Here is a 23,385-nt window from a genome sequence, read left to right as displayed (position 1 = left end):
ATGAAACTCGATTCCAACGAACTCGCCGCCGTCCACGCCGCCGCCACGCGCATGGATATCCCTCATTCGCAATTGCGTTTGAGCGAAGCGTATCAAGCGCGTAGCCCGCAGGACCGCAAACAAGACGCAGAAATTCTGGAACTGAAAGCCACCATCCAGGCGATGGGCGGGCTGCTGCAAAACCTCGTTGTCGTCGCAGCGCCGGATGGCTCCTATGAGGTGTGCGCGGGCGGACGGCGCTGGACGGCCCTCGGCCTGCTGATCGAAGACGGCGTTTTTCCCGCCGACTACGCGGTCCCGTGCCTCGTGATCCCAGGCGAATATGCGCACCACGCCAGTCTGATCGAGAACATCGGGCGCAAGGCGATGCACCCGGCCGACGTGTACACAGCATATGCGCGCCTGCGCGCCGACAACTGGACGGTCGCGGCAATCGCCGCCGCGCATGGCGCATCGGAATCGGCCGTAAAGAAGCTGCTGGCGCTGGGCAGCGTGTCGCCCACGCTCATGCAACTGTTCCGCGATGGCAAGATCAAGATGGACGAAATGCAGGCGCTCGCGTCGGTTTCGGACCACGCCCGCCAGGAGGCGGCATGGAAGGCTTCGGCCGGCCAAACCTGGAACCGGGACTACTGCATCCGCCGGTTGCTGGCCGAAACCGAAATGCGCGGCGATTCGCCCGTGGCGCGGTACGTGACCGTCGCAGCCTACGAGAAGGCGGGCGGAGAAGTCCGCCGCGACCTCTTCGAGGACGACGCCTATTTGGCCGACCCGGAAAAGGTGCGCAGCATGGCCGACGCCAAGATGCAGCGTTCCAAACTTTTCAAGGCGGTGCAGGCCGAGGGTTGGTTGTGGGTGGAGTGCCGCCTGTCGTTCGAGCACCCCGACAAGAAGCCCTTTGGCGAGATTCAGCGTTCCTACCAAGAGCCGGACAAGGCCCAAGCCAAGCAACTCGACGGGCTGCAAAAGAAGATCGACGCTGCGCGAACGAAGCTTGCTGAACTGCAAGAAATTGAGGGCTACGACGTCGCCGACCTGGACAAGCGTCGCGGCGTCATTCGCGGCTACGAAGGACAAATTCGGGAGATCCGGGCGGAGCTTTTCGACTACCCGGTTGAACTGAAAGCCCTGTGCGGAGCGATTGTGCACCTGGACTATCACGGCGACTTGACCGTCACCCGTGGCCTGATCCGCCAGGACGAGCGCGAGGCCGTGGCCCAGGTCATGCGCAGCGACGAGGGCCACGGCCAGACGACGGCGGGCGTGGACCTGCCCCCGGTCCTGACGCGCCCCGTGCATTCCGAGGCGCTGACCAACCGACTCCAGGCACAGCGCGTCATTGCCCTACAGGCCGAAATCATGATGCGTCCCACCCTGGCGCTTTGCCTGCTCATCGAGCAGATGCTTGGCGACTTCGACAGCAGCCGCCGAAGCAGCGCCGGAGACTCGTTCGATGTTTCGATGCGGACAGCGCATTACGAGCTGGCGAAGACGGACGAGAGCATCAAGGACAGTCCGGCGTGGGCAGCAGTGCAGGCGCAGATTGAGGCCGTCACGAATCAGATTCCCGAGGACGGTGCGGCTGTACTGCCCTGGCTGTTGGAGCAGTCGCTCACGGACCTACTCGACTTGCTGGCCGTACTGTCCAGCGTTTCGATATACCGCAGCCAAAGCCATTCTTATGGGAAGGAACCCCGGCACCTTGACCGCTTGGGCGAAGTGATTGGCCTGGACATGAGCAAGTGGTGGAAGCCGACCGCGCAGTCCTACCTTGCCCATGTGTCGAAGGATCGAATAGCGGCAGTGGTCACCGAGGCGATGGATGCCGAGCAGGCGAAGCCGCTGCTGGCGATGAAGAAGGCCCAGGCCGCCGCAGCAGCCGAGCAATTGCTGGAAGGGAAGGGCTGGGTGCCTGAACTGATGCGCGTCCAACCCCTTCAGGTCGCAATGGCGGTGGAACACCCGATGGGAGAAATGGAGCCGTAAGTCCCACTCGGGCACCCGGGCGGATGGGGAACTTAGAAGCGAGTGCGGACGGGCGGGCATTGCCCGCCCGTCGGTCGTATGACCATCGATTTTCTCCTGGGTATTCCCTTGATGGAATATTCCCTCTAGGTTATAATCGAGCAAACAACCGAGGCGGGGAACTGATGGTTTGGGAAGTTGAGTTCACGGACGAGTTCGAAGACTGGTGGAACACCTTGTCGGTCAGCGAGCAGGAATCAGTGGCCGCTACGGTCGGCCTTCTGGAGGAAAGAGGCACGTCGCTTGGGTTTCCTCATTCGAGTGGGATAAACGGCTCGAAACACGAACACATGCGCGAGCTTCGGACACAGGCGGGCGGCCATCCGCTGCGCACGCTCTATGCGTTTGATCCCAGGAGAACCGCCATTTTGCTCATAGGCGGTGACAAAACCGGGAAGGACCGCTGGTATGAAGAATTCGTGCCGCGAGCAGACAAGCTGTACGACGATCATTTGGAACAATTGCGAAAGGAAGGGCAGATCAATGGCTAAGAAATTCTCAACGCTCCGCTCGGCCATGTCGCCGGAATCTCAGGCTCGCGCCCAGGCCGCCACGGCCGAAATGCTCCGAGACATGCCGCTCCAAGAATTGCGTCAAGCTCGGGGCCTGTCGCAGAAGGTCCTGGCCGAGATATTGCACGTACAGCAACCGTCCATCGCCAAGATGGAGAAGCGGACGGACATGTACATTTCGACGCTGCGCAGCCACATCGAGGCGATGGGTGGTCAGCTTGATGTGGTCGCCCGTTTTCCGGATGGATCGGTGCGGATCAGCAACTTTTCCGACCTGTCTACTCAGGCCGGTGGGACTGAGCATATGGAGGCCAGATAGCCGTGATCCACAACCCTCCGCATCCCGGCGAAATTCTCCGGCAGGACATTATTGCCCCACTCGGGCTGTCCGTCGCCGAAGCGGCTGACCGGATTGCCATGTCCCGGGTGGCCCTGTCCCGTGTCCTCAACTGCAATGCAGGTATCAGCCCGGACCTCGCTGTCCGGCTGGAACAAGCCGGGGCAAGCACCGCCCAGGCATGGATGACAATGCAGGCCAACTATGACCTCTGGCAAGCGCTTCAGCGTCAACAGCCGCCCGTCAGGCCGCTGGCGTTTCCTGCTGGCATGCACTGACTTTCAACATCCGCCAAAGCAAAAGGCCGCCCTAGGGCGGCCTTTTGCTTTGGATGAACGGCGGGTTTTGATCGGGGCGTCCAGTCCCACCGGCTGCGCCGGTGGGGCCGTCCTTCGGACTTCGTGAGCGTCCCCCGGACGCTCACAGGTGCCCTTAAAGTCCCCGGCGCCAGGGGCGGCGCCGGGCCCCTTAAGGCCACCACACAGGACGCACCCTTCGGGTGCTGTCATCTCTTTGATTATTTTGGGTTTTCCCTGCGGTCGGCCGTTTTCTTTTGTCTGACAACGAAGCACGCACAAATGCCGTGGGCCGCAAGAATGGCCGCTTTACGCGGATTTCTGCTGTATTCATCAGTCCAATTCTCGCCAATTTCGCAGTCCGGCCCTACGTGTTGAGACACCTCTGAGACATACATAAGACGCAAATGGGACACATGTGAGACTGTTGCGAGACACAAATGCGACAGGCGTGAGACAAGGTTGAGACCATATTGAGACAAACGCGCCAACTGATTGCCGGGTTGTGGACTGGAGGAGAGGACTAAGGCCCAAGGACCGAAGCACGAGGCATTTTTTTTCTGCATGCCCAAGTTCAATGAAGTGGTTGGCCCAATCCAAACTTCAGAGATCCGCGATGCCTAACGTGGATAAACCAAATCTCGCCCAGCCTTCTTATTCAAATGGAAACTGGCTTCGAAGTTAATTAACTCTCGACAGCGGCGATGAGGGCGCACACCAGGCTAACCCTTCCCTAGATCCGAGTTCGAGGTTGGATGGGCTGCGATCGGCGGCTAGGCAACAGGGGGAGGCGACAGTGATTCGATGATGCGGCACTCGGCCACGGTACCGCAGCTGCATTGATCGATCAGATTGTCGAGCTCGGATTTCAGGGCCCGAAGGTCTCGGATCTTCTGTTCGACAGCTTTTCGGTGTTCCATCGCTATCTCATCGATGGCGGCGCATGAGCGGGTTTTGTCATCGGATAGCGATAGCAGTGTCCGAACCTGAGTAAGCGAGAATCCCAGGTCACGCGCTTTTCGGATGAAGGCCAGTCGTTGCAGGTGGCTGGGTTCATAGGCGCGGTAATTGCCCTGCGTCCGTTCAGGCGGCGGGAGCAAGCCTTCACGCTCGTAATAGCGGATGGTTTCGATATTGGTGCCGGTTGCCCGTGCGAGGAATCCGATGGTCAGCGGCCGTGCGCTCATAGGTTTGACTCTGTAGTCACTACGGGGTTTATGGTACGCGGATTGTTTAAATCATGTCGAGTTCTGCTATGTCCACCAACAAAGCCCTCAAATTGCGCATCGAGGGAATGGATTGCGGCGCCTGTGCGGTCAAGATCGAAAACGCCATGAAGCGCCTTCCCGGCGTGACGGACATCAACGTCAGCTATGGTCAGGAAAGCCTGGCGCTGTCCTACGACGAAGACCGCAGCAGCCAGCAAAAGATCGAGGCCCAAATCCGCGCGCTGGGCTTCACGCCTGTCAGTCACGACGCAGCCGCGACTGCGGCAAGCTCGGGTGATCAGGATGCGCTGCCATTCTGGCGAACCAAGAAGGCCAGGCTGGTGTGGATGACAGGCTTGGCGTTTGCCGTCGCCTTCATCGCAGCCCAGCTTTTCCCCCAATTCGAGCGCTGGGTGTATTCGGCGGCCGCCATCGTCAGCATCGTGCCTGTCGTGCGCCGGGCATACGCCAGTGCGACCACGGGCACCCCGTTCAGCATTGAAACCCTGATGTCCGTGGCCGCTATCGGCGCGCTTGTCATCGGCGCTGCGGAAGAGGCCGCGGTGGTGATATTCCTGTTTGCGGTGGGTGAACTTCTGGAGACCGTTGCCGCCGGCCGCGCACGTTCCGCCATCAAGGCGCTTATGGATCTCGCGCCGAGACAAGCGCTTCGCGAACAGGATGGCAAACTTGAAACCGTCCCTGTGGAACAGCTCGCCGTAGGCGATGTCGCCATCGTCAGGCCCGGCGACCGGGTTCCGTCTGACGGCGCCGTGCTTGAGGGCATTTCCGAGGTGAACGAGGCGCCGATCACCGGGGAATCCGTGCCTGTGGCAAAGGAGCCTGGCGCGAACCTGTACGCCGGCAGCATCAACGGCAATGGCGAGCTGCGCATGTCGATCTCTCGGACGGCGGCGGACAACACCATCGCCCGCATCATCCACATGGTCGAAGAGGCGCAAGAGTCCAAGGCGCCGTTGGCACGCTTCATTGACCGGTTCAGCAGCGTCTACACCCCGGCGGCGATGGCGGTTTCTCTCCTGATCGCAATCGTTCCGCCACTGCTGTTCGATGGCGACTGGATGACCTGGATCTATCGCGGCCTGGCGACGCTGCTTATTGCTTGCCCGTGCGCGCTGGTCATTTCCACGCCCGCGGCAATCGCTTCAGGTCTGGCCGCCGGGGCTCGCCGGGGGCTGCTGGTGAAGGGCGGGGCGGCTCTGGAGACCTTGGGCAAGATCAAAACCGTTGCTTTCGACAAGACCGGAACACTTACGGAAGGCCGTCCTCGCATCACAGATATCGTCGCCGTCGAAGGAACCGAGGACGAGGTGCTGGCCCGGGCCGCCGCAGTCGAGCGCAAGACCAGCCACCCCTTGGGCGCGGCAATCGTGGAAGCGGCCGAGGCCCGGAACCTGGAGTTGCCGCAGAGTTTCGGGGCGGCGCTCGCCATCCCGGGCAAGGCGGTTACCGCGCGGTTGAAATCGGGATTTGCCTCGGTGGGGTCGCCACGCTATGCCGAGGAACTTGCTCCCATCGAGGATCCGGTTCGCCAGTCCATTTCCAGGCTGGAACAGGAAGGCAAAACCGTGGTCGTGGTGTTGGCCGGCAAGCGTATCAGCGGCCTGATCGCCTTGCGCGATGAACCGCGTGCTGACGCGGCCCAGGCGCTGAAGCGCTTGCTTGGGATGGGGGTGAAGACCGTCATGCTGACGGGCGACAACCGCCGAACGGGCGATGCGATCGGGGCCGCCTTGGGCGTCAGTGTGCAGGCTGAGCTGCTGCCTCAAGAGAAGCTGGCCGCCATCGAAGCGCTGAAGCAAGAGGGCCATGTCGCGATGGTGGGCGACGGGATCAATGACGCACCTGCCTTGGCCACGGCCTCAGTCGGCGTCGCGATGGGCGGTGGCACGGATGTTGCGCTTGAAACCGCGGATGCGGCGCTGCTTCAGAACCGGGTGATGGGCATCGCCAACCTGATCGATCTATCGCGGGTCACGCTCGGCAATATCTGGCAGAACATCGCGCTCGCGCTTGGCCTGAAGGCGATCTTCCTGGTGACGACGGTAATGGGCGTCACGACGCTCTGGATGGCAATCCTTGCGGATACCGGCGCCACCGTTCTAGTGACGGCGAACGCGCTGCGTTTACTGCGTTATCGCGGGCACGATTGACGCCGCCTGCCAGGCCGAATTGGTGCGGCTTCCCAACTTCTACAGACCAAAAGGTGAAACATTGATCAGCATCCGTACCTGCATCGGACTTTGCGCGATTTCCGCGCTGGTGACCTCCGTCGTTCCCGCTGTCCAAGCGGCGGAATCGTCGACCGTGACCGTTCGTGAGGCGTGGGCCCGCGCGACGCCGCCGGGAATTCGGGTCGGCGGCGGGTATGTGACGGTGGTCAACAGCGGCACGCAACCGGACCGGCTTATTGGCGCCAGTTCGCCGTTGTCGGACAAAACCGAAATCCATGCGTCCGAAACCACTGGGGGTATGGCGCGCATGCGCTGGCTGGAAAAGGGCCTGGAGATTCCGGCCGGTAAGGAAGTGGTTCTGGCACCGGGAGGCGTTCACCTCATGTTCATGGGGTTGAAGCAACCCATCGTCAAGGACGAGGTCGTGCCGGTCACCTTGCGCTTCGAGCGGGCAGGGGAGATTGCCGTCGAGTTGCGCGCCGGGCCTATCGGTTCGCTGAAATCGCCTGGCGCCATCAGCGGCGGCGCCGGCGCAACGCATTCGCACTGACACCCCACACAACGCTACGTGGGATTGGGATAGGAGCCTGCCGTGTCGAGTGTTGCCTCTCGGTCGACAAATCATGCGCGAAACGCCGCCGCCTGGCTGACCATGGCGTGGGTGACGGCATTGATTGCGACCCTGTCCGCCGTGTTCATCGGGGAAGTGCTCGGCAGGACGCCGTGCGTGTTGTGCTGGTACCAGCGGATATTCATGTTCCCTCTGGTAGTGGTGCTTGGGGTTGCCTGCTACCGCGGCGACTTGGGCGCTTGGCGCTACGCCTTGCCGTTGGCGGGGGCCGGCGCAGGATTCGCCGCCTACCACACCTTGTTGTACTGGCGCGTGATCGAACCTGAGATCGTCGCGTGCTCGGCAGAGGCGTCATGCTCAGGGGCCGGAATGGCAATCTTCGGTTCGATACCACTGCCGTTTCTTTCCCTGATCGCGTTCACCTTCGTCGTCCTCTCCCTCTTATTGGTCCGTTTCCACTCAAAAAAATGAATCGACGTCTGCTTGTCATCATCATTAGTGTTGTCTCGGTCATTGCCTTTGCCGCGGCAGCGGTTCTCATACGCCCGGCAAGCGAGCCTTCGCCGCAAGCCAGCCAAACGGGAACGCCGGCGACCGAAGCCACGACACTGGTGCGCTTTCATTCGCCGGTGATTGGACGATTCGATGCCCCGGTCACCATCGTGGAGTTCTTCGATCCCTCATGCGAGGGATGCCGGGCGTTCTACCCCTACGTCAAGCAGATCCTGAGCAAGTATCCGAACGACGTCCGCGTGGTGATGCGCTATGTGCTGTTCCACAAGGGATCCGAGGAAACCGTGCGGATGCTGGAGGCCGCGCGCCGCCAGGGCCTCTTCGAACCGGTGCTGGAGGCGATACTCGAGGCCCAGCCCGAATGGCACGACGATCCCAACGTGACTGCGGCATGGCGCGCAGCGGTGAGGGTGGGGCTGAATGAGAAGAGGGCGCGCGAAGAAATGCACGATGCCGCTATCAGCGCCCTCATCAAGGCGGATGAGGCGGACGTCAACACGGTGGGAATCAAAGGCACGCCGACATTTTTCGTCAATGGCACGCGCCTGACCCGGCTGAGCCCCGAGGGTTTGGCGACTGCTGTCGAGCGTGCGCTGCAAGGTGGTGGAAAATAGCTGCTTTTCCGCCCACGCATCAGAACCGAAGATGCCATGACTCGTCTGCGTGACTGGCTGGAACGCCACCAGATCTCCATTTATCTCCTCGCCACGTTCCTTGCGGCGCTCACGGCGTATCTCACCCCGGCAACCACGTCACTGGATGCGGCCATCAATCCGGCCCTGGCGCTCATGCTGTTCGTGACGTTTCTCCGGGCGCCGAAGGCGGAATTGGGGCGCGCTTTTACGCGAGTCCGCTTCTTGGAACTTTGCTCGGGACGAATTTCCTGGCTCGAAAAGCTCGTAACGGAACCTCCTAACCCTTTCGGTAGGCCAGCAATCTCAAAGCGTTAAAAACTACGAGCAGCGTCGATCCTTCATGGACGGCGACTGCAGCGCCCATACTCAGCCCCATGATCGTCGCAGGTACTAGGACAGCGACGATACCGAGACTGACGTACAGATTCTGACGAATGATTCGTCGAGTCTGGCGGCTCAGTCCGACCGCAAAAGGCAGATGGCGCAGATCATCCGCCATCAAAGCGACATCGGCCGTTTCCAGTGCGACGTCTGATCCGGCGGCACCCATGGCGATACCCACAGTCGCATTTGCCATGGCGGGGGCATCGTTCACACCGTCTCCGATCATCGCGATTTCAGCATCAGCCCTAAGATCGCGAATCACTTGAACTTTGTCCTCCGGCATTAAATTGCCCCGTGCGTCCTCAATGCCCACTTTGTTCGCAATGGCGCGGGCGACGTTCTCATGGTCGCCAGAGATCATCACCATGTGGGAAATCCCCAGTTGCCGCAGATCTTCTATGGTTTCGGCAGCACCCTGCCGTGGCGTATCCATTAGTCCAATGGCACCGAGATCTCTGTCTCCCAGTCGCACGACCATCGTTGTTCGGCCATCCTCCCGCAACTCGTCGGCGGCGGCCATCGTCGAGCTTTCGAGCTGCGGAATGCCAGACGCGCCGAACATCTCAACTTTTCCGATCCATACGCTTTGCGAACCCACTTTGGCCGTGATTCCCTGGCCAACGAAATTTTCCACCTGGGAAGCTTCTGGGATCGGATACGTTCCGAGAGTTTGGCGACCATCTCGAACAATGGCCGCGGCTAACGGATGATCACTTAGCGACTCTACTGCCACCGCAATCGCGACTAGCTCCTGTTCGGAGACCCCAGGTGCCGGCAAGATGTCGGTAATTCGAGGGCGGCCTTCAGTCAAGGTACCGGTTTTGTCAAAAGCTAGTGCTTTCAGGCTTCCAAGTTCCTCCAGCGGGGCGCCGCCCTTGATGAGTACGCCGCCCCGTGCCGCGCGAGCGATACCTGAAAGCACTGCGCTCGGCGTTGCGATGGCAAGAGCACAAGGGCTAGCTGCGACAAGTACCGCCATCGCGCGGTAGAAGCTATCGCGGAATGGCTCATCAACAATGACCCAGGCGAAAAGCAATAGGAACGCGATGCTTAGGACGGTCGGCACAAAGATTCGCTCGAATCTGTCCGTGAACCGCTGCGTTGGCGACTTTCTAACGTCGGCCTGCTCGACCAGCGCTACGACGCGGGCAAGGGTTGAGTCGCTCGACTTACGAGTGACCTCGACCTCCATCAGGCCCGACCCGTTAATCGTGCCGGCGAACACTTGAGATTTGGGATCGACGCCAGCCGGCCGGCTGCGCGCAATGGCAGCGTCAGGCACGGGGGCCTTGTCTACTGGAATGCTCTCGCCTGTTATGGGGGCTTGATCGACACTTGAGCTTCCCTTGATGACAAAGCCGTCTGCGGGAAGCCGCGTGTTCGGCTTGACGATAACCTGGTCGCCCACCTCAATTTCTTCGACTGCAATCTCGCGAACTTGGCCATCGCGACGCACCGTAGCCGTTTTTGGCGCAAGTTCTGCCAGGGCTTCGATTGCCCGCTTCGCCCGCCCCATCGCGAAATGCTCCAGCGCGTGCCCTAGGCTGAACAAGAAGAGAAGGAGAGCGCCTTCGGCCCATGCTCCGAGCGCGGCAGCGCCAGCGGCGGCAATGAGCATCAAGCTGTCGATTTCGAGGCGCCGCTCCTTCCAGCTATTGAAGGCGTCTCGCACGGTGAAAGCTCCTCCAAACACGTACGCCGAGACGTACATGGCGAGAGGCACCCATCCCGGGATAGACGGCCACCAGCGTTCAATCCCGGCCCCGGTCCCCAGCAACGCGCCGCACGCGAAAGCAAAATATACCTCCGCTGAAAGCGCTGTAATCGCCCGGGTGATGCTAGTCGTCATTTTTACGTCCTTGCTTTGGATTTCACTGCCATTCACGCGAACCGCCGACTTATTGGTTCTCGGTCATAAGGCAACACTCAAAAGTCCCATGTGGTGTTTGGAGGAGGCGTGTCATGAAACGGCTATTCCGTACGCAATTAGTCGTTTATGATGCGCGCCAATTCCGCCGGATTGGCCTAGTCGGAATTCTAAAAGCGGAACGGTCGACGAAGCGCATCATTACAGAATTGTAATAATAAAGACGGCAAACTGTCGAAACGCGATCTTTACATTATTAAGTCAGTCGCTTCTGCGCGACGACAACTAACGTGAGGATCACTGAGATGAAAGTAACTATTTCTAGCGCCGCCATCGCACTTACTTTGGGTGCTCTGAGTTCGACCGCCCACGCCGACACATTTCACAATACAAACACTGAGATCGGCTACGAAGTTCACATTAGCGACAGCCAAAGTGGAAAAACCTCGGAGCAAGTTCGGCAGGAGCTCGTCGCCGCAAAATCCAATAAGAGGGAATGGTTCTTTACCAACCTGAATGCGGCAAAGCCTGGTTGGATGGTTCCAACTGAAAAAACCCGTGAGCAAGTTGCGAAAGAACGCGATTCGATCACCCCCGAAGAGCGTGCGCGCCTCGACGAAATCTACAACACCGGTGCTTAAGTGCCGTCTGCTTTTGGCAGGAGGTAGCGCTCATTCGTGGGGAAATTCCACGCGGTTGGGTGCTCCTCCGTCCGTTGGCGAAACTAAATTCGAGGGTCATGTATGAGGATTCGTGTCGCAATTGCGCTTTCGGTGATGTTCCTTTCTGGCTGCGCGATGACGAGCGGCCCTGCACCATCGGCCGAGGGCGCGAAAACGCGAGCAGAAGTGCGTGCTGACTTGGCCATGTGGAAGCGAGCCGGAATGAACAAGTTCTACAAAGGTCGGCACACACCCGATATTTACAGTGCGTCCTACCGTAAGAGCTATGCTAACTATTTGGAGCTTCGCAACGGACCGGAGTATCAGGAGGAACTTAATCGCCTCAAGGGCGAAGAGCAATAATGCAGCGTTCCTTCATACAGTGCGTGCGGCTCTGCCAGAAAAGACAGCGGGCCTGTCACCTGTAAGTCGTCCACTGTCTAGATATATCGAAGAAAATCGTTGGGCAACCAACTTGGGATGCGATGCTCGAGGCCACCTTGGCTGTATGCGAGCGTCGCTCTCGCCGTTTTAACGGTCCTTTCTCTTTGCTTTCATCTATGATGTCGAGGTGCCGATTCCGAAACGGCTAAGTCTTCATCCGAAGAAATTGTTCAATAAAAAAAGGTGCACATTTCGATAGAATGTGCACCAAAAAAGGCCTCTTCCCTTCGCGGTGGAGGAGGCCGCTCGCCGCCGGTGGAGATCGCCTTAGCGTTTGAGGCGTTCCAGCTCTTGTTGATACTCGGTGCCGCTGCGAAGGCGAACATATTCCGCATACGCCATTCTGTATTCGCGGCTGTAAATGTCGGGCGTTTCGTCTTGGTTCCAGAAGCGATCCACTCCTGCACGTTTCCACACTGCGAGATCTGCTTGTACTTCCGCTCGAGTGAGTCCCCGGTCAATTCCGCTAGAGTACGTCGAGGCTGCGTTGGCCGGCACTGCGGTTTGCGCGCCAGCGTACGCCATGGGCGTCGCAATCAATACGACGGCCGAAAGGATCTTGAGGGAAATTTTCATCGCCAACTCCATTTGATTACCGGCGGTACGCACTGACGCCGGTATTAATAAATCATCATCACTTAACGCGTATAGGAATTGTATCGAAGACATCCCATCCAAACCGCGACTACAAAATTACGTTTTTGTCCGGATTTGGAAATGTGGAGCCCACGAGTGTCTATTTCGATTTTGGAAGGGTGTTGTGATTTTGCAACCGCACGTGGGGAGCGTATGAGAATTAACGGATGGCGTTAAGGGGTCTGAATTGTCCTCCGTCGCTGCAAAATCGAGAGGAAACATAGAGTTGCGTTGGCACGCAGCGGTTAATGGTCATTAATGACTGGATGCAGACATATATGTAATCCAATCGTTGGTTTTTTGTCGATGAACAATCTCCACACTTGCTTGGCACTTGCCGAATAGACACCGCGAAATGGAAATGCGAAACGGACTTCGCGTTTCTTCTATCGGCGAGGCCATCCAGTCCGCCTCTGTGATAAAGGAGCAATTTGTGAAGAAATCTCTATTGCTGGCAATTTCTGCGGCAACACTTTCCACGGCTGCATACGCCGAGTCGTCGGTAACGCTGTATGGAATTATTGATACCGGGATTGGCTACGCCAAGGTCGACGGGTCCTACACTGATCCTCGAACGGGCGCGAAGTCCGAATTCGACGGGAGCCGAGTGGCGATGACTAATGGCCAAACGGCCGGGTCGCGTTGGGGCCTGCGCGGAAAGGAAGATTTGGGTGATGGCCTGTACGCGACCTTCCGCCTCGAGTCTGGGTACGATTCCGCTAACGGCTCGTCTCTCCAAAACAATCGCCTGTTCGGTCGTGAAGCTACCATCGGCCTTGGCAGCGACCAATGGGGTGAGTTTCGTCTTGGGCGCCAGTACAACGTAGCGTCGCGTCTTATGGCTTCGATGTATGGTTCCGGATTTGGCGGCGGCTTCACGCAGCTCAATACGGGTGGAGGCCTTGGCTTCAGCGCGGCGTATTTCGTGCGCTATGACAACCTGGCGCTGTATGAAAGCCCTTCGATGGGCGGCTTCCGCCTATCGGCTGGCTATGCATTTAATGCCGACGACCGTAACGCGGCCCAGACGGGCTTCCGGACGGCCGATAACACTCGAGCAATTACGACTGGCATTAGCTATGCCAATGGTCCGCTCATGGCATTCTTCGCATATGACCAATTGAATGCGTCGAACAAACTGACCTCGGCCCAAACTGCGGCCACTCCTCGCTCGTTCACGCTGGGCGGCTCATACGACTTTGAAGTCTTTAAGCTGGCGCTGGCATACGAACGAGCAACCGATGGCTGGTTTGCTGGCAAGGGGCTCCCATCGAGCGCCTCGGTCGGAACGTTCCGCGGTACGCCGTCCAACACATTCGTCGATGGTTTCAGCTCGAATTCCTATCTGATCGCAGCATCCGTCCCCTTGGGTGGCGCTAGCAGCATGTTTGGTTCGTGGCAGCGAGTCGATCCGAACAATAGCGACCTGACCGGTGGAGACTCGACCAGCAACACGTTTGCGTTGGGCTACTCCTACACGCTTTCGAAGCGCACGACGATGTACGCTGCTGCCACCTATACGAACAACTTTGCATTTCAAAGCGATGTAAAAGCCAGGGAGGCGGTGATCGGCTTGCGCCACGCATTCTGACGCGTAATGCGCACCTAGCGTGCGGAGGACATAGTGGGGTGCCCATAACCCGCTATGTCCTCATTTTTTTGGCGAGAGGAGCCATTAGAGCGGCTAGACAATTGCAGAGCGTCAGTGGCAAGCCTATTCGGGCTCGCGGTACTCGATGGTGTAGCCCATTCCTCTGACGGTGTGCAGCAATTTTATGTCGAACGGATCGTCGACCTTGGCGCGAAGACGGCGGACCGCGACTTCAACCACATTCGTATTGCTGTTGAAGTTCATGTCCCAAACTTGTTCCGCGAGGACTAGGCGCGACAACACTTCGCCTTCACGCCGCATCATGAACGTCAGCAGCCCAAATTCCTTTGCCGTGAGGTCTATGCGGGAGTTCCCTCGCGCTACTCGTCGGCGAAGTAGGTCCAGTTCAAGGTCCGCTACGCGAAGAATATTTCCGCCGGACATGGTATCGCCAGCTCCCGCCGCGCGCCGTTTGAGAGCGAGGACTCTTGCTTGGAGCTCGGAGAGTGCGAATGGCTTGATTAAATAATCATCGGCCCCTTGCTCCAGACCGCGTACTCTGTCCTCAAGGCTTGACCTGGAGGTCAACATCATGACAGGTACATTGTCGTTTTTACGAATGCGTTGTAAAACCTCAAATCCATCTAAGCCGGGTAGGCCGATGTCCAATATGATTAGGTCATATTGCGTTTCATAGGCGAGTTGGAGACCGCTGACGCCATCCAGTGCGATATCGACGATATAGCTGTTGTCCGTAAGGCTGCGGCGTAACAACTCGGCGAGTTTTTGCTCATCTTCAATAACTAAAATTTTCATTTGTCGTTTGAATACGTCATTGAAAATGACGTTGAAAAAAGCGAAGGACGTGATCGGTGATCACTCCGCCGTTGCAGCCTAGTTGACGTAACGCTACAGTGCTGGTCTTCCGGCTCTTAGCATCGCTTTACATGTAAAGCTACTTTAGCGGCCGAGCTTCGTCAGAACCCGAACTCGTCAATTACGAATCTGCAAAAAAAAACGCGGAAATCTGTAATTTCCCTGTCGCTATTTCCGGAGAGCATCTCTTTAGAAGGATTGCTGCCTACGTGGACTCGCTAAATGTCCAATGATGCGCGCCACCTTGCTACTCTACAAACGACATTGGCGCTCACTGCACAAGTGTGCAGGAGCGCCAACGTCCAATGTGGTTCTACTTGGATGGATCGAAGTCGGCAGCTATGCTGAAGCCGATGGTCGTGCCCGTCGAGTCCGATTTTACGAAGGGAGTGCCGCCATGCATCCGTGCAATTGCGGCTACGATGGCCAGTCCGAGGCCGTGATGGTTCGCGTCGCTTGCACGAGCAGAGTCTGACCGGTAGAACCGGTAGAAGAGCCGCGGTAGATGCTGTGCTTCGATTTGCTCACCCAAATTGTGCACGGTGACGTGTACTTTCCCGTCGTCGGCCCTGTACAGCCTAACCGTTACTCTTGACTTCGGCTTGCTGTAGCGAATGGCATTCGAAACCAGATTTGAAATAGCGCGTTGATAGAGCGAGCGGTCTACACTGCCAGCTTGATCTCCCAAGACGTCAAAGCTAACTCTCGCGTCCAGGGCCTCGGCCTCGTGATATTCAAGAACTTCCGTAGTAATTGCGCGGAGGCTCTCCACATGTTCGGCCCGCGCCCTCGCTCCGCGGTCAGCCTGTGAGAGAAAGAGCATGTCATTGACAATAGCGGTCATGCGTTGAAGCTCTTCCAGATTCGAACCAAGCACGTCTCGCAAATCCACTGGCGACCGGTTTGCCGCCAGCGCGAATTCGGTTTCTCCTATAAGCGTCGCGAGAGGAGTACGTAGTTCGTGTGCTACATCTGCATTGAAGCCTTCCATTTGGACATAGGCCCGCTCTAGCCGTTGCAGCAGCGCATTGAACTGCAGGACCAACGGTTTGATTTCTTGCGCCAACCCCGTTTCCTTTAGTCGTTCTCCGATGCGGTCAGGCGATATCAGCGCGGCCTGACGCGCCACTTCGTGAAGAGGAAGCAGCGCGCGCCGGACCAGGACGTTGGCTATAACGGAAACTACTATCGCTCCGATCACAGCACACGAAAATAGCGTCCATGCCAGCATCACTCGAAGCCGCACATCCGGCGTGGTATCCAGAAACAACTCTGCGGTCATTCTCCTATCCGGCTGGCTGGGCGCAGGCAAAGAAAAGAGCGTCTGTATTCGATTTACGTCCTTCGCAGCTACGGCAGGCTCACCATAAACGCTGACTTTTTGATTAATGACGAGTCGCAACGAAAACTCAGACTTTCCATAGAAAAAGTCATTCAGCTTATGCTCGAGCGCGGGTAGGTCGCCTTTAACGGCGAATTCATCCGCTAGGTGCTCGATGACTTCACGCTTTTGTTCAAGTAGTGCCTGCTGACGATAAGAGAGATTTATATTCGTCGCCCAATACACAACTAGGCATACAACCCCCAGTGCGACAAATGTCTGAAGCGCGAGCCAGCGAGACAGCCATTGGCGCAGAGAACTGATCTCGCGAAATCCCATTACTCATCCCTCAGCTCGAGTACGTAGCCCATCCCGCGCACGGTATGAAGGAGCTTCGTTTCAAAAGGGTCATCCACTTTTCCACGAAGGCGCCGTACAGCAACCTCCACCACATTGGTATTGCTGTTGAAGTTAATGTCCCATACTTGTTCGGCGAGATCCAAGCGGGACAGAACTTCCCCCTGCTTTCGCATCAAAAGGGCAAGCAGCGTAAATTCCTTGGCGGTCAAATCGAGGCGCGTGCCGGCCCTACTAGCCTTGCGCCTCAGGAGATCCAGTTCGAGATCTCCCACTTTCAAGACATTCTGTCGACTTGCCTCGGCGACCACATGCCCCCTCCGCCGCCCCAACGCGAGGACGCGCGCCAGCAATTCAGATAACGCAAATGGTTTGACCAGGTAATCGTCTGCGCCGTCCTGCAGTCCCCGAACTCGGTCCTCGACCTTGTCTCGCGCCGTGAGCATAAGGACGGGTACGCGATCGGACTTGCGCAGTTCGTGCAGAACGGCAAAGCCATCCATCCCTGGAAGCATCACGTCCAGAAGAATGAGGTCGTACTGGGTCTCTTGGGCAAGGTGCAGGCCGCTGACGCCGTCCGACGCAACGTCGACCACATAGTTGTGTTCTGAGAGAGCGCGCTTTAGGTATTCAGCGAGCTTGCGCTCGTCTTCAACGACCAAAATCTTCATGTTCCACAACCGTTCGAATCGTAAATGGCACCCCTCGAAGGTTGAATCCGGTGCCAAGCGGGAACTGGTGCGCGAGCTCGAGCTCGCATAGCCACCAACGTTGCGTGTTCAGAAACACGCACGTCTTGCACTTGAATAGGAGCACGCATTCTAGGGCAGGTTAGCCGTCAGTCTACCTTCACCAGGATTACGAATCTGTAATGCACGGCAACCTTACAGAATTGTCATCTGGGGGTCCGGATTCTGACGAAGGCGCTTGGATACAGTACGGGCGGTCATCCGTCCTGGGCGTCCCTATTGTGTCCCACGTGCGACACCCCGGCATAGGCACCAACATCTCCTCAGACACTACCAAGGTTAAATGATGCGCCTCAAGTTGCTTCCATTGTTCCTGATGGTCGCCGCGCTGTGCGGTCCGCAGGCTCGGGCTCAGGCTACGCCAGAAAAGTACACCCGGGAAGACGCATCGATTGCGTCGGCAAACGTTCTGACGCTGTCCGAGGCGCTGGATGCCGCATACAGGTTGAATCCCCAATTGTCGGCTGCCAAGAATGATTTCGGAGCATCGAAGGGGTTGGTGGAGCAGGCGAGCCTTCTGCCAAATCCTTCCCTGGACGTCAGCATCGACGACCAGCAACGTCCGACGCGGACGACCACGGCGATGCTCAGCATGCCCGTTGAGTTGGGCGGAAAGCGACGAGCACGTACAGAGGCCGCTCAATTAAACAGTGATTTGGCTGGCCGAGACTATGAGATCGCGAGGGCGGAGATAAAGACTTCCGTTACGTCTCGATTCTTTGCAGTCGCAATCGCGCAGGAAACGGTGCGTGTCAATCGCGATATGGCTGAAGTGGCAGTTGGGGCATTGCGTGTAGCTCAAAAGCGAGTGGACTCAGGAAAGGCTCCGCCTTTGGAGAGGAACAAAGCAGACATCGAGCTAACGAAAGCGCAGATTGAAGTGCGTCAAGCAGAAAATGAGCTCACCGTCGCACGCAGAGAACTCTCATTACTGTGGAACGACCCAGCTCCGAAATTCACGGCAGTGCGTGCGGATATCGAGGATCTTCCGCCGCGACAATCGCTGGATGAGCTGCGAGGCGCCTTGTTGGCCTCCCCGAGAATGACTGCCGGACGCCTCGCATTGGAAGTGAGCAAAGCCGAATTGAATGTCGAGAAGAGCAAGCGATATCCGGACATCACGATAAGTGGTGGAGTGGCTCGCGACAATGAAATGGGGCGCAACAAGGCTCAATTTGGGATCTCCGTGCCATTGCCGATTTTTGACAGGAATCAGGGGAACGTCTATGCCGCCACCATGCAAACCTACAAGGCCCAAGACACTTACAGAGAGCTAGAGGCACGATTGAGTGCTGACTTGGTGTCCGCCGCCTCCACTTACGATCTTGCATTGTCTTCCGCGAGCGACTATCGCCAGTCTGTTATCCCCACATCGCAGAAGGCATACGATGCCGCGCGTAAGGGCTTTGAGGCGGGAAAGGTCGGCTATCTGGAAGTCCTGGACGCGCAACGGACTCTATCGCAAGGGAATATTTCCTACCTGACGACGTTGTCGCGCGCGGCGTCGGCCCGCGCTGAAATCGATCGCATCCTTGGCCAATAAACAGAGATGAACATGAGCCCGTATTTCAAGCTAGTACAACGTCGCGCCGTCATTGCGGTCGCGCTATCCCTTCAACTCCTGATTCCGGCGCCGGGGCTTGCAGGGCCATCTGACCACGCAGGGGACAGTCATTCCGAAGCGGCAGTGGGGCCGAATAAGGGTGAAGTGACAACGGTCGGAGACAACACGATTGAGGTGGGTCTGGTTGAGGAGGGCGAGGCGGCTCGGCTAAAGGTTTGGATAGCGGCGTCAGGCAAGCCTGTGAATGCAAAAGACTTAACGGCAACCGCGACTTTGAAAAGGCCAAACGGGGAAGAGAAGGTGCTCAAGCTGACCCCCTCCACAGAAGGATTTGTCAGTGATCAACTTATCGCTGAGCCACATTTCTTTGAAGTCGAAATTAGCGTCTCCATTCCTGGAAGGCCTGACCCTATCCGCGCAGAATTGCACAAAGAGGAGGGGTTAGTCGCGCTCACCCCTGAACAAATCTCTGCGGCCGGAATTGAGACAAGTGAAGCCAAGGCGCAGAGCCTTGAGTCGAGCACGAAATTCCCCGGGGAGATCCGATTTAATGCAGATCGCACTGCACACGTCGTGCCTAAGGCCGCAGGCACCGTTCAACAGGTCTCGGCCGATCTGGGACAAGAGGTGAAAAAAGGACAGCTCTTGGCGGTCATTTCAAGCGCATCGCTCTCCGAGCTCAGAAGCGAGTGGCTTGCTGCGACGAAGCGCCGAGCATTGGCTGCCGCCACGCACGCTCGAGAGCTGAAGTTATGGCGGGAGCAGGTTTCAGCCCAACAGGACTATCAACAGGCTCAGACTGCACTTCAGGAGGCGGATATCGCCGTGCAAAACGCAGCTCAGAAGCTTCGGGCAATTGGCGCAGAACCGTCCGCAAAAGACTTGAATCTTCTTGAGATTCGTGCGCCCTTTGATGGTGTCATCGTCGAGAAGCACATCGCTTTGGGCGAGGCGCTATCCGACACGGCAAGCATCTTCACAATCTCGGATCTGAGCACGGTATGGGCAGAGTTCGTAATCGCGCCCAAAGATCTCCGGGACGTCCGTGTAGGTGAAGATGCAAAGATCACCTCGACTGCCTTTTCCGAGGAGGCGTTCGGCACCGTGTCCTATATAGGTGCATTGCTTGGACAGCAAACGCGCACAGCGACTGCGAGGGTGACATTGAAGAATCCCGACATGGCCTGGCGGCCCGGTCTGTTCGTTTCCGTAAGCGTTGTGGTGGAGCGAAATGACGTTGGAGTAGCTGTGGAGAGCGACGCGATCCAGGATGTCAACGGACAGCCTACGGTGTTCATCGAAGTTCCTGGTGGCTTTCTTCCCCAGCCCGTCAAGTTAGGCGCGACGACAGATAAGAGCTCGGAGATTGTGTCAGGGCTCAATGCTGGAACGCGCTATGTCAGCTCCAATGCTTTCGTGCTGAAGTCCGAGTTGGGCAAGGCAACGGCAGATCACGCGCATTGAGTCGGAGCCCACATGTTTGAACGTTTAATTCGCTTTGCCATTGAGCAGCGTTGGCTTGTCTTGTTCATCGCTTTTGGAATGGCCGCCGTTGGGGTGTACAACTACTCGCGACTGGCCATTGACGCGGTTCCCGACATCACGAACGTCCAGGTCCAGATCAACGCGAGTGCTCCTGGCTACTCTCCTTTAGAAACGGAGCAGCGCGTCACGTATCCGATCGAGACCGTGATGGCTGGTCTGCCGGGGCTGCAGCAAACTCGCTCGCTGTCTCGTTACGGCCTTTCTCAGACGACAGTGATCTTCGAGGACGGGACAGACATCTACTTTGCCCGTCAGCTCGTTAATCAGCGTCTGCAGGAGGCCAAGGAAAGCCTGCCGGAGGGGATCACCCCCGTCATGGGGCCGATTTCTACCGGATTGGGAGAGATTTTCCTGTGGACCGTTGAAGCAAAACCCGATGCAAAGAAGGCAGACGGTTCGCCATATACGGCCACGGACCTGCGCGAGATTCAAGATTGGGTCATCAAGCCGCAACTGCGCAACGTCAAAGGCGTGACCGAGGTCAATTCAATCGGAGGCTACGCAAAGGAGTACCAGGTAGCTCCAGATACCGAGCGCTTGGCGTCCTATGGACTCTCGCTCACCGACATCATCACCGCTCTAGAGCGAAACAACGCGAATGTTGGAGCTGGGTATATTGAAAGAAAGGGCGAGCAGTACTTGATTCGTGCTCCGGGTCAGGTTCGGTCGATAGCCGATATTCAGGATATTGTCCTGACCGCGAGAGATGGGCAAGCCATACGCGTTCGTGACGTTGCGGATGTTTCAATCGGGAAAGAGCTTCGCACGGGCGCCGCTACAGACAATGGCAAGGAGGTGGTGCTCGGTACCGTCTTCATGTTGATTGGCGAGAACAGCCGGGCTGTATCCCAAGCAGTGTCGAAAAAGCTCGGGGAGATAAACAAGAACTTGCCCGACGGGGTAGAAGCGATCACCGTCTATGACCGTACCGATCTCGTAGACAAAGCTATCGCCACGGTAAAGAAGAATCTTCTCGAAGGCGCGATCTTGGTGATCGTGATCCTGTTCGTTTTCCTCGGAAACATTCGTGCTGCGATCATCACGGCGATGGTGATCCCGCTATCTATGCTGTTCACGTTTACGGGAATGGTGACCTACAAGGTCAGCGCCAACCTGATGAGTCTTGGGGCGCTTGATTTCGGGATCATTGTCGACGGCGCGGTAGTGATTGTGGAGAACTGCGTCAGACGGCTGAGTCATGCACAGCTGCATCACGGTCGTCCCCTCACTCGCTCCGAACGCTTCCACGAAGTATTCGCGGCCGCTCGCGAGGCGCGACGTCCACTGCTGTACGGCCAGCTGATCATCATGGTTGTTTACCTTCCAATATTCGCGCTCAGCGGGGTGGAAGGGCGCATGTTCCACCCCATGGCTCTCACCGTGGTAATGGCATTGCTCGGTGCCATGATTCTGTCGGTCACGTTCGTACCGGCGGCCGTGGCTATGTTCATCGGGAAGAAGGTGTCAGAGAAGGAAATTCGGGTAATGGCGTGGGCACGTCGACGCTACGAACCTCTGCTCGACTTGGCACTTCGCCGCACTCCTCTCATGCTCGGTGGGGCACTAGGGTTCTTGCTCGTGTGCGGTTTTATCGCCACTCGTTTGGGAAGCGAGTTTATTCCGAATCTCAACGAAGGAGACATGGCAATCCAAGCATTGCGCATTCCGGGCACAAGTTTGACGCAATCAGTCGCCATGCAGGTTCAGCTGGAAACCCGTTTAAAGGAGAAGTTTCCCGAGATCGAGCGTGTGTTCGCGCGGACCGGCACTGCCGAGATCGCATCGGACGCTATGCCCCCCAATATCTCCGATGGCTACATCATGCTTAAGCCCGAAAAGGACTGGCCGAGCCCGAAGAAGTCTCATGCGGAGCTGCGTGAGGCGATTCAGCGTGAAGCACAGAACATTCCGGGGAACAACTACGAGTTCTCGCAGCCGATTCAGCTACGGTTCAACGAACTGATTTCTGGCGTTCGCAGCGATGTCGCGGTGAAGATATTTGGTGATGACAACGATGTGTTGAACAGAACTGCAACTGAGGTAGCTGAGGTCCTCCAAAAGATCCCAGGTGCCTCGGAAGTCAAAGTGGAACAGACCACGGGTCTTCCCATGCTGACCGTGTCGATCGATCGAGCTAAAGCAGCGCGCTATGGCCTTAGTCTGTCGGATGTCCAGGACACCCTGACGATTGCGGCGGGTGGTCGTGAGGCGGGCACGTTCTTCCAGGGCGACCGTAGGTTCGATGTCGTCGTTCGACTTCCAGAGAAGGTCCGCGAGAACATCACTGCACTCAAAAATCTTCCGATTGCGTTGCCGAGAGCTGAGGGTCAGCTTCAAACAGCCTACATACCACTATCTGAAGTTGCGACATTCGATCTGGCGCCTGGCCCTAACCAGGTCTCCCGAGAGGATGGAAAGCGAAGGATCGTGGTCAGCGCCAACGTTCGTGGCAGAGACCTCGGATCGTTCGTCGGCGAGGCAGAGACGGCGATCGCTGAACAAGTCAAGGTCCCAACGGGATACTGGACAGCATGGGGGGGTACTTTCGAACAACTTGAATCAGCTACCAAGCGATTGCAGGTTGTGGTCCCAGTCGCCCTGCTTTTGGTGTTCGTCCTGTTGTTCGCGATGTTTGGAAACGTTAAGGATGGACTACTCGTCTTCACCGGTATTCCCTTCGCGTTGACAGGCGGAATTCTTGCGCTGTGGATCAGAGGAATTCCTTTGTCGATTACCGCTGCAGTGGGATTCATTGCACTTTGTGGTGTCGCTGTTCTCAACGGTTTGGTTCTGTTGTCCTTTATTCGCTCCTTGAGAGATGAAGGAAAGCCGTTGTACACCGCGGTGCGAGAAGGCGCCTTGACTCGCTTGCGTCCCGTGCTGATGACCGCCCTCGTGGCGTCGCTTGGATTCGTACCTATGGCTATCGCAACGGGGACAGGAGCGGAGGTGCAGCGGCCGCTGGCCACAGTGGTTATCGGAGGCATCATCTCCTCCACCTTCTTGACGCTTCTGATCCTGCCGGCGCTCTATCGCTTGGTACATCATAAAGACGCAGAGGAGGAGGAGCTAACCGGCTAGGAGTGTGAACTGTCGC

General features: G+C 57.5%; 21 protein-coding genes. 15 read left to right on the top strand and 6 right to left on the bottom strand.

The annotated features are described in order from the left end of the window. The 4 genes from KVT32_RS21215 (at position 1) to KVT32_RS21200 (ending at position 3,152) form a co-directional block, all read left to right on the top strand. Positions 1 to 1,986: a ParB N-terminal domain-containing protein gene (locus KVT32_RS21215; RefSeq protein WP_152385255.1), complete on the top strand. Its 1,986-nt coding sequence runs from the start codon at positions 1 to 3 to the stop codon at positions 1,984 to 1,986. 164 nt (positions 1,987 to 2,150) lie between these two features. After that, positions 2,151 to 2,516, top strand: a complete 366-nt coding sequence (locus KVT32_RS21210; RefSeq protein WP_152385254.1) for a type II toxin-antitoxin system RelE/ParE family toxin — start codon at positions 2,151 to 2,153, stop codon at positions 2,514 to 2,516. After that, positions 2,509 to 2,856 (top strand): XRE family transcriptional regulator, encoded by a 348-nt coding sequence (locus KVT32_RS21205; RefSeq protein ID WP_152385253.1) that lies wholly within the window; start codon positions 2,509 to 2,511, stop codon positions 2,854 to 2,856. Before KVT32_RS21210 ends, KVT32_RS21205 begins: the two co-directional genes overlap by 8 nt. Before the next feature lie 5 nt (positions 2,857 to 2,861). Then, on the top strand, positions 2,862 to 3,152 hold the full coding sequence (locus KVT32_RS21200; RefSeq protein WP_217618834.1) for a HigA family addiction module antitoxin: 291 nt from the start codon (positions 2,862 to 2,864) through the stop codon (positions 3,150 to 3,152). A gap of 791 nt (positions 3,153 to 3,943) precedes the next feature. On the opposite strand, the gene KVT32_RS21195 is transcribed toward KVT32_RS21200, so the two are convergent. Beyond that, positions 3,944 to 4,357 (bottom strand): helix-turn-helix domain-containing protein, encoded by a 414-nt coding sequence (locus tag KVT32_RS21195; RefSeq protein WP_152385251.1) that lies wholly within the window; start codon positions 4,355 to 4,357, stop codon positions 3,944 to 3,946. Positions 4,358 to 4,425: 68 nt separating this feature from the next. On the opposite strand from KVT32_RS21195, the gene KVT32_RS21190 reads away from it, so the two are divergent. The 5 genes from KVT32_RS21190 to KVT32_RS21170 all read left to right on the top strand — a co-directional run bounded on the left by KVT32_RS21190 (position 4,426) and on the right by KVT32_RS21170 (position 8,607). Further along, the gene (locus KVT32_RS21190) at positions 4,426 to 6,552 is read left to right on the top strand and encodes a heavy metal translocating P-type ATPase (protein WP_152385250.1); all 2,127 of its coding nucleotides are present in this window, start codon (positions 4,426 to 4,428) and stop codon (positions 6,550 to 6,552) included. Positions 6,553 to 6,613: 61 nt separating this feature from the next. Then, the gene (locus KVT32_RS21185) at positions 6,614 to 7,123 is read left to right on the top strand and encodes a copper chaperone PCu(A)C (RefSeq protein ID WP_180098134.1); all 510 of its coding nucleotides are present in this window, start codon (positions 6,614 to 6,616) and stop codon (positions 7,121 to 7,123) included. Positions 7,124 to 7,165: 42 nt separating this feature from the next. Further along, positions 7,166 to 7,615, top strand: a complete 450-nt coding sequence (locus KVT32_RS21180) for a disulfide bond formation protein B (protein ID WP_217618828.1) — start codon at positions 7,166 to 7,168, stop codon at positions 7,613 to 7,615. Then, a complete protein-coding gene (locus KVT32_RS21175; protein WP_152385248.1) occupies positions 7,612 to 8,271 on the top strand; it encodes a thioredoxin domain-containing protein in 660 nt (219 codons plus the stop codon). Before KVT32_RS21180 ends, KVT32_RS21175 begins: the two co-directional genes overlap by 4 nt. Before the next feature lie 36 nt (positions 8,272 to 8,307). Further along, positions 8,308 to 8,607 (top strand): hypothetical protein, encoded by a 300-nt coding sequence (locus KVT32_RS21170; RefSeq protein ID WP_152385247.1) that lies wholly within the window; start codon positions 8,308 to 8,310, stop codon positions 8,605 to 8,607. On the opposite strand, the gene KVT32_RS21165 is transcribed toward KVT32_RS21170, so the two are convergent. Then, a complete protein-coding gene (locus tag KVT32_RS21165) occupies positions 8,570 to 10,525 on the bottom strand; it encodes a heavy metal translocating P-type ATPase (protein WP_254636970.1) in 1,956 nt (651 codons plus the stop codon). The two genes, KVT32_RS21170 and KVT32_RS21165, sit on opposite strands and share 38 nt — an antisense overlap. A 323-nt stretch (positions 10,526 to 10,848) precedes the next feature. Between KVT32_RS21165 and KVT32_RS21160 the strand changes: the two genes are divergently transcribed. Together KVT32_RS21160 and KVT32_RS21155 are read left to right on the top strand one after the other, a co-directional pair. Beyond that, positions 10,849 to 11,184: a DUF4148 domain-containing protein gene (locus KVT32_RS21160; protein ID WP_152385245.1), complete on the top strand. Its 336-nt coding sequence runs from the start codon at positions 10,849 to 10,851 to the stop codon at positions 11,182 to 11,184. Between the two features lie 102 nt (positions 11,185 to 11,286). Beyond that, positions 11,287 to 11,568, top strand: coding sequence for a DUF4148 domain-containing protein (locus tag KVT32_RS21155; protein WP_152385244.1), 282 nt, complete (start codon positions 11,287 to 11,289; stop codon positions 11,566 to 11,568). A gap of 348 nt (positions 11,569 to 11,916) precedes the next feature. Here the strand turns inward: KVT32_RS21155 and KVT32_RS21150 are convergent, their stop codons facing one another. Continuing rightward, positions 11,917 to 12,225 carry a DUF4148 domain-containing protein gene (locus tag KVT32_RS21150; protein ID WP_227741282.1) on the bottom strand — a complete coding sequence of 103 codons (309 nt, stop codon included), beginning with the start codon at positions 12,223 to 12,225 and terminating at the stop codon, positions 11,917 to 11,919. Positions 12,226 to 12,718: 493 nt separating this feature from the next. Here KVT32_RS21150 and KVT32_RS21145 point away from each other — a divergent pair, with 493 nt between their 5' ends. Beyond that, entirely contained in the window at positions 12,719 to 13,876 is a 1,158-nt protein-coding gene (locus tag KVT32_RS21145; RefSeq protein WP_180098135.1) for a porin, read from the top strand. 123 nt (positions 13,877 to 13,999) lie between these two features. Here the strand turns inward: KVT32_RS21145 and KVT32_RS21140 are convergent, their stop codons facing one another. From KVT32_RS21140 to KVT32_RS21130, 3 genes are all read right to left on the bottom strand, one after another. Next, positions 14,000 to 14,692: a heavy metal response regulator transcription factor gene (locus KVT32_RS21140; RefSeq protein WP_152385243.1), complete on the bottom strand. Its 693-nt coding sequence runs from the start codon at positions 14,690 to 14,692 to the stop codon at positions 14,000 to 14,002. Between the two features lie 373 nt (positions 14,693 to 15,065). Further along, the gene (locus KVT32_RS21135) at positions 15,066 to 16,412 is read right to left on the bottom strand and encodes a heavy metal sensor histidine kinase (RefSeq protein WP_152385242.1); all 1,347 of its coding nucleotides are present in this window, start codon (positions 16,410 to 16,412) and stop codon (positions 15,066 to 15,068) included. Continuing rightward, positions 16,412 to 17,101 (bottom strand): heavy metal response regulator transcription factor, encoded by a 690-nt coding sequence (locus tag KVT32_RS21130; RefSeq protein ID WP_152385241.1) that lies wholly within the window; start codon positions 17,099 to 17,101, stop codon positions 16,412 to 16,414. The genes KVT32_RS21135 and KVT32_RS21130 overlap by 1 nt, the downstream gene beginning before the upstream one ends. 361 nt (positions 17,102 to 17,462) lie before the next feature. On the opposite strand from KVT32_RS21130, the gene KVT32_RS21125 reads away from it, so the two are divergent. The 3 genes from KVT32_RS21125 to KVT32_RS21115 are packed head-to-tail and all read left to right on the top strand — an operon-like array spanning position 17,463 to position 23,369. Then, positions 17,463 to 18,722, top strand: coding sequence for a TolC family protein (locus tag KVT32_RS21125; RefSeq protein ID WP_152385240.1), 1,260 nt, complete (start codon positions 17,463 to 17,465; stop codon positions 18,720 to 18,722). A 12-nt stretch (positions 18,723 to 18,734) separates the two neighbouring features. After that, positions 18,735 to 20,207, top strand: a complete 1,473-nt coding sequence (locus KVT32_RS21120) for an efflux RND transporter periplasmic adaptor subunit (RefSeq protein ID WP_227741281.1) — start codon at positions 18,735 to 18,737, stop codon at positions 20,205 to 20,207. 12 nt (positions 20,208 to 20,219) lie between these two features. Beyond that, complete coding sequence (locus tag KVT32_RS21115; RefSeq protein WP_152385238.1) at positions 20,220 to 23,369, top strand: CusA/CzcA family heavy metal efflux RND transporter; 3,150 nt, start codon at positions 20,220 to 20,222, stop codon at positions 23,367 to 23,369. Positions 23,370 to 23,385 lie beyond the last annotated feature (16 nt).

The sequence above is a fragment of the Achromobacter sp. GbtcB20 genome (assembly GCF_019091095.1).
In the GTDB taxonomy this organism is placed as follows: domain Bacteria; phylum Pseudomonadota; class Gammaproteobacteria; order Burkholderiales; family Burkholderiaceae_B; genus Achromobacter; species Achromobacter mucicolens.
This window is presented reverse-complemented; position numbering and strand designations above follow the sequence as displayed.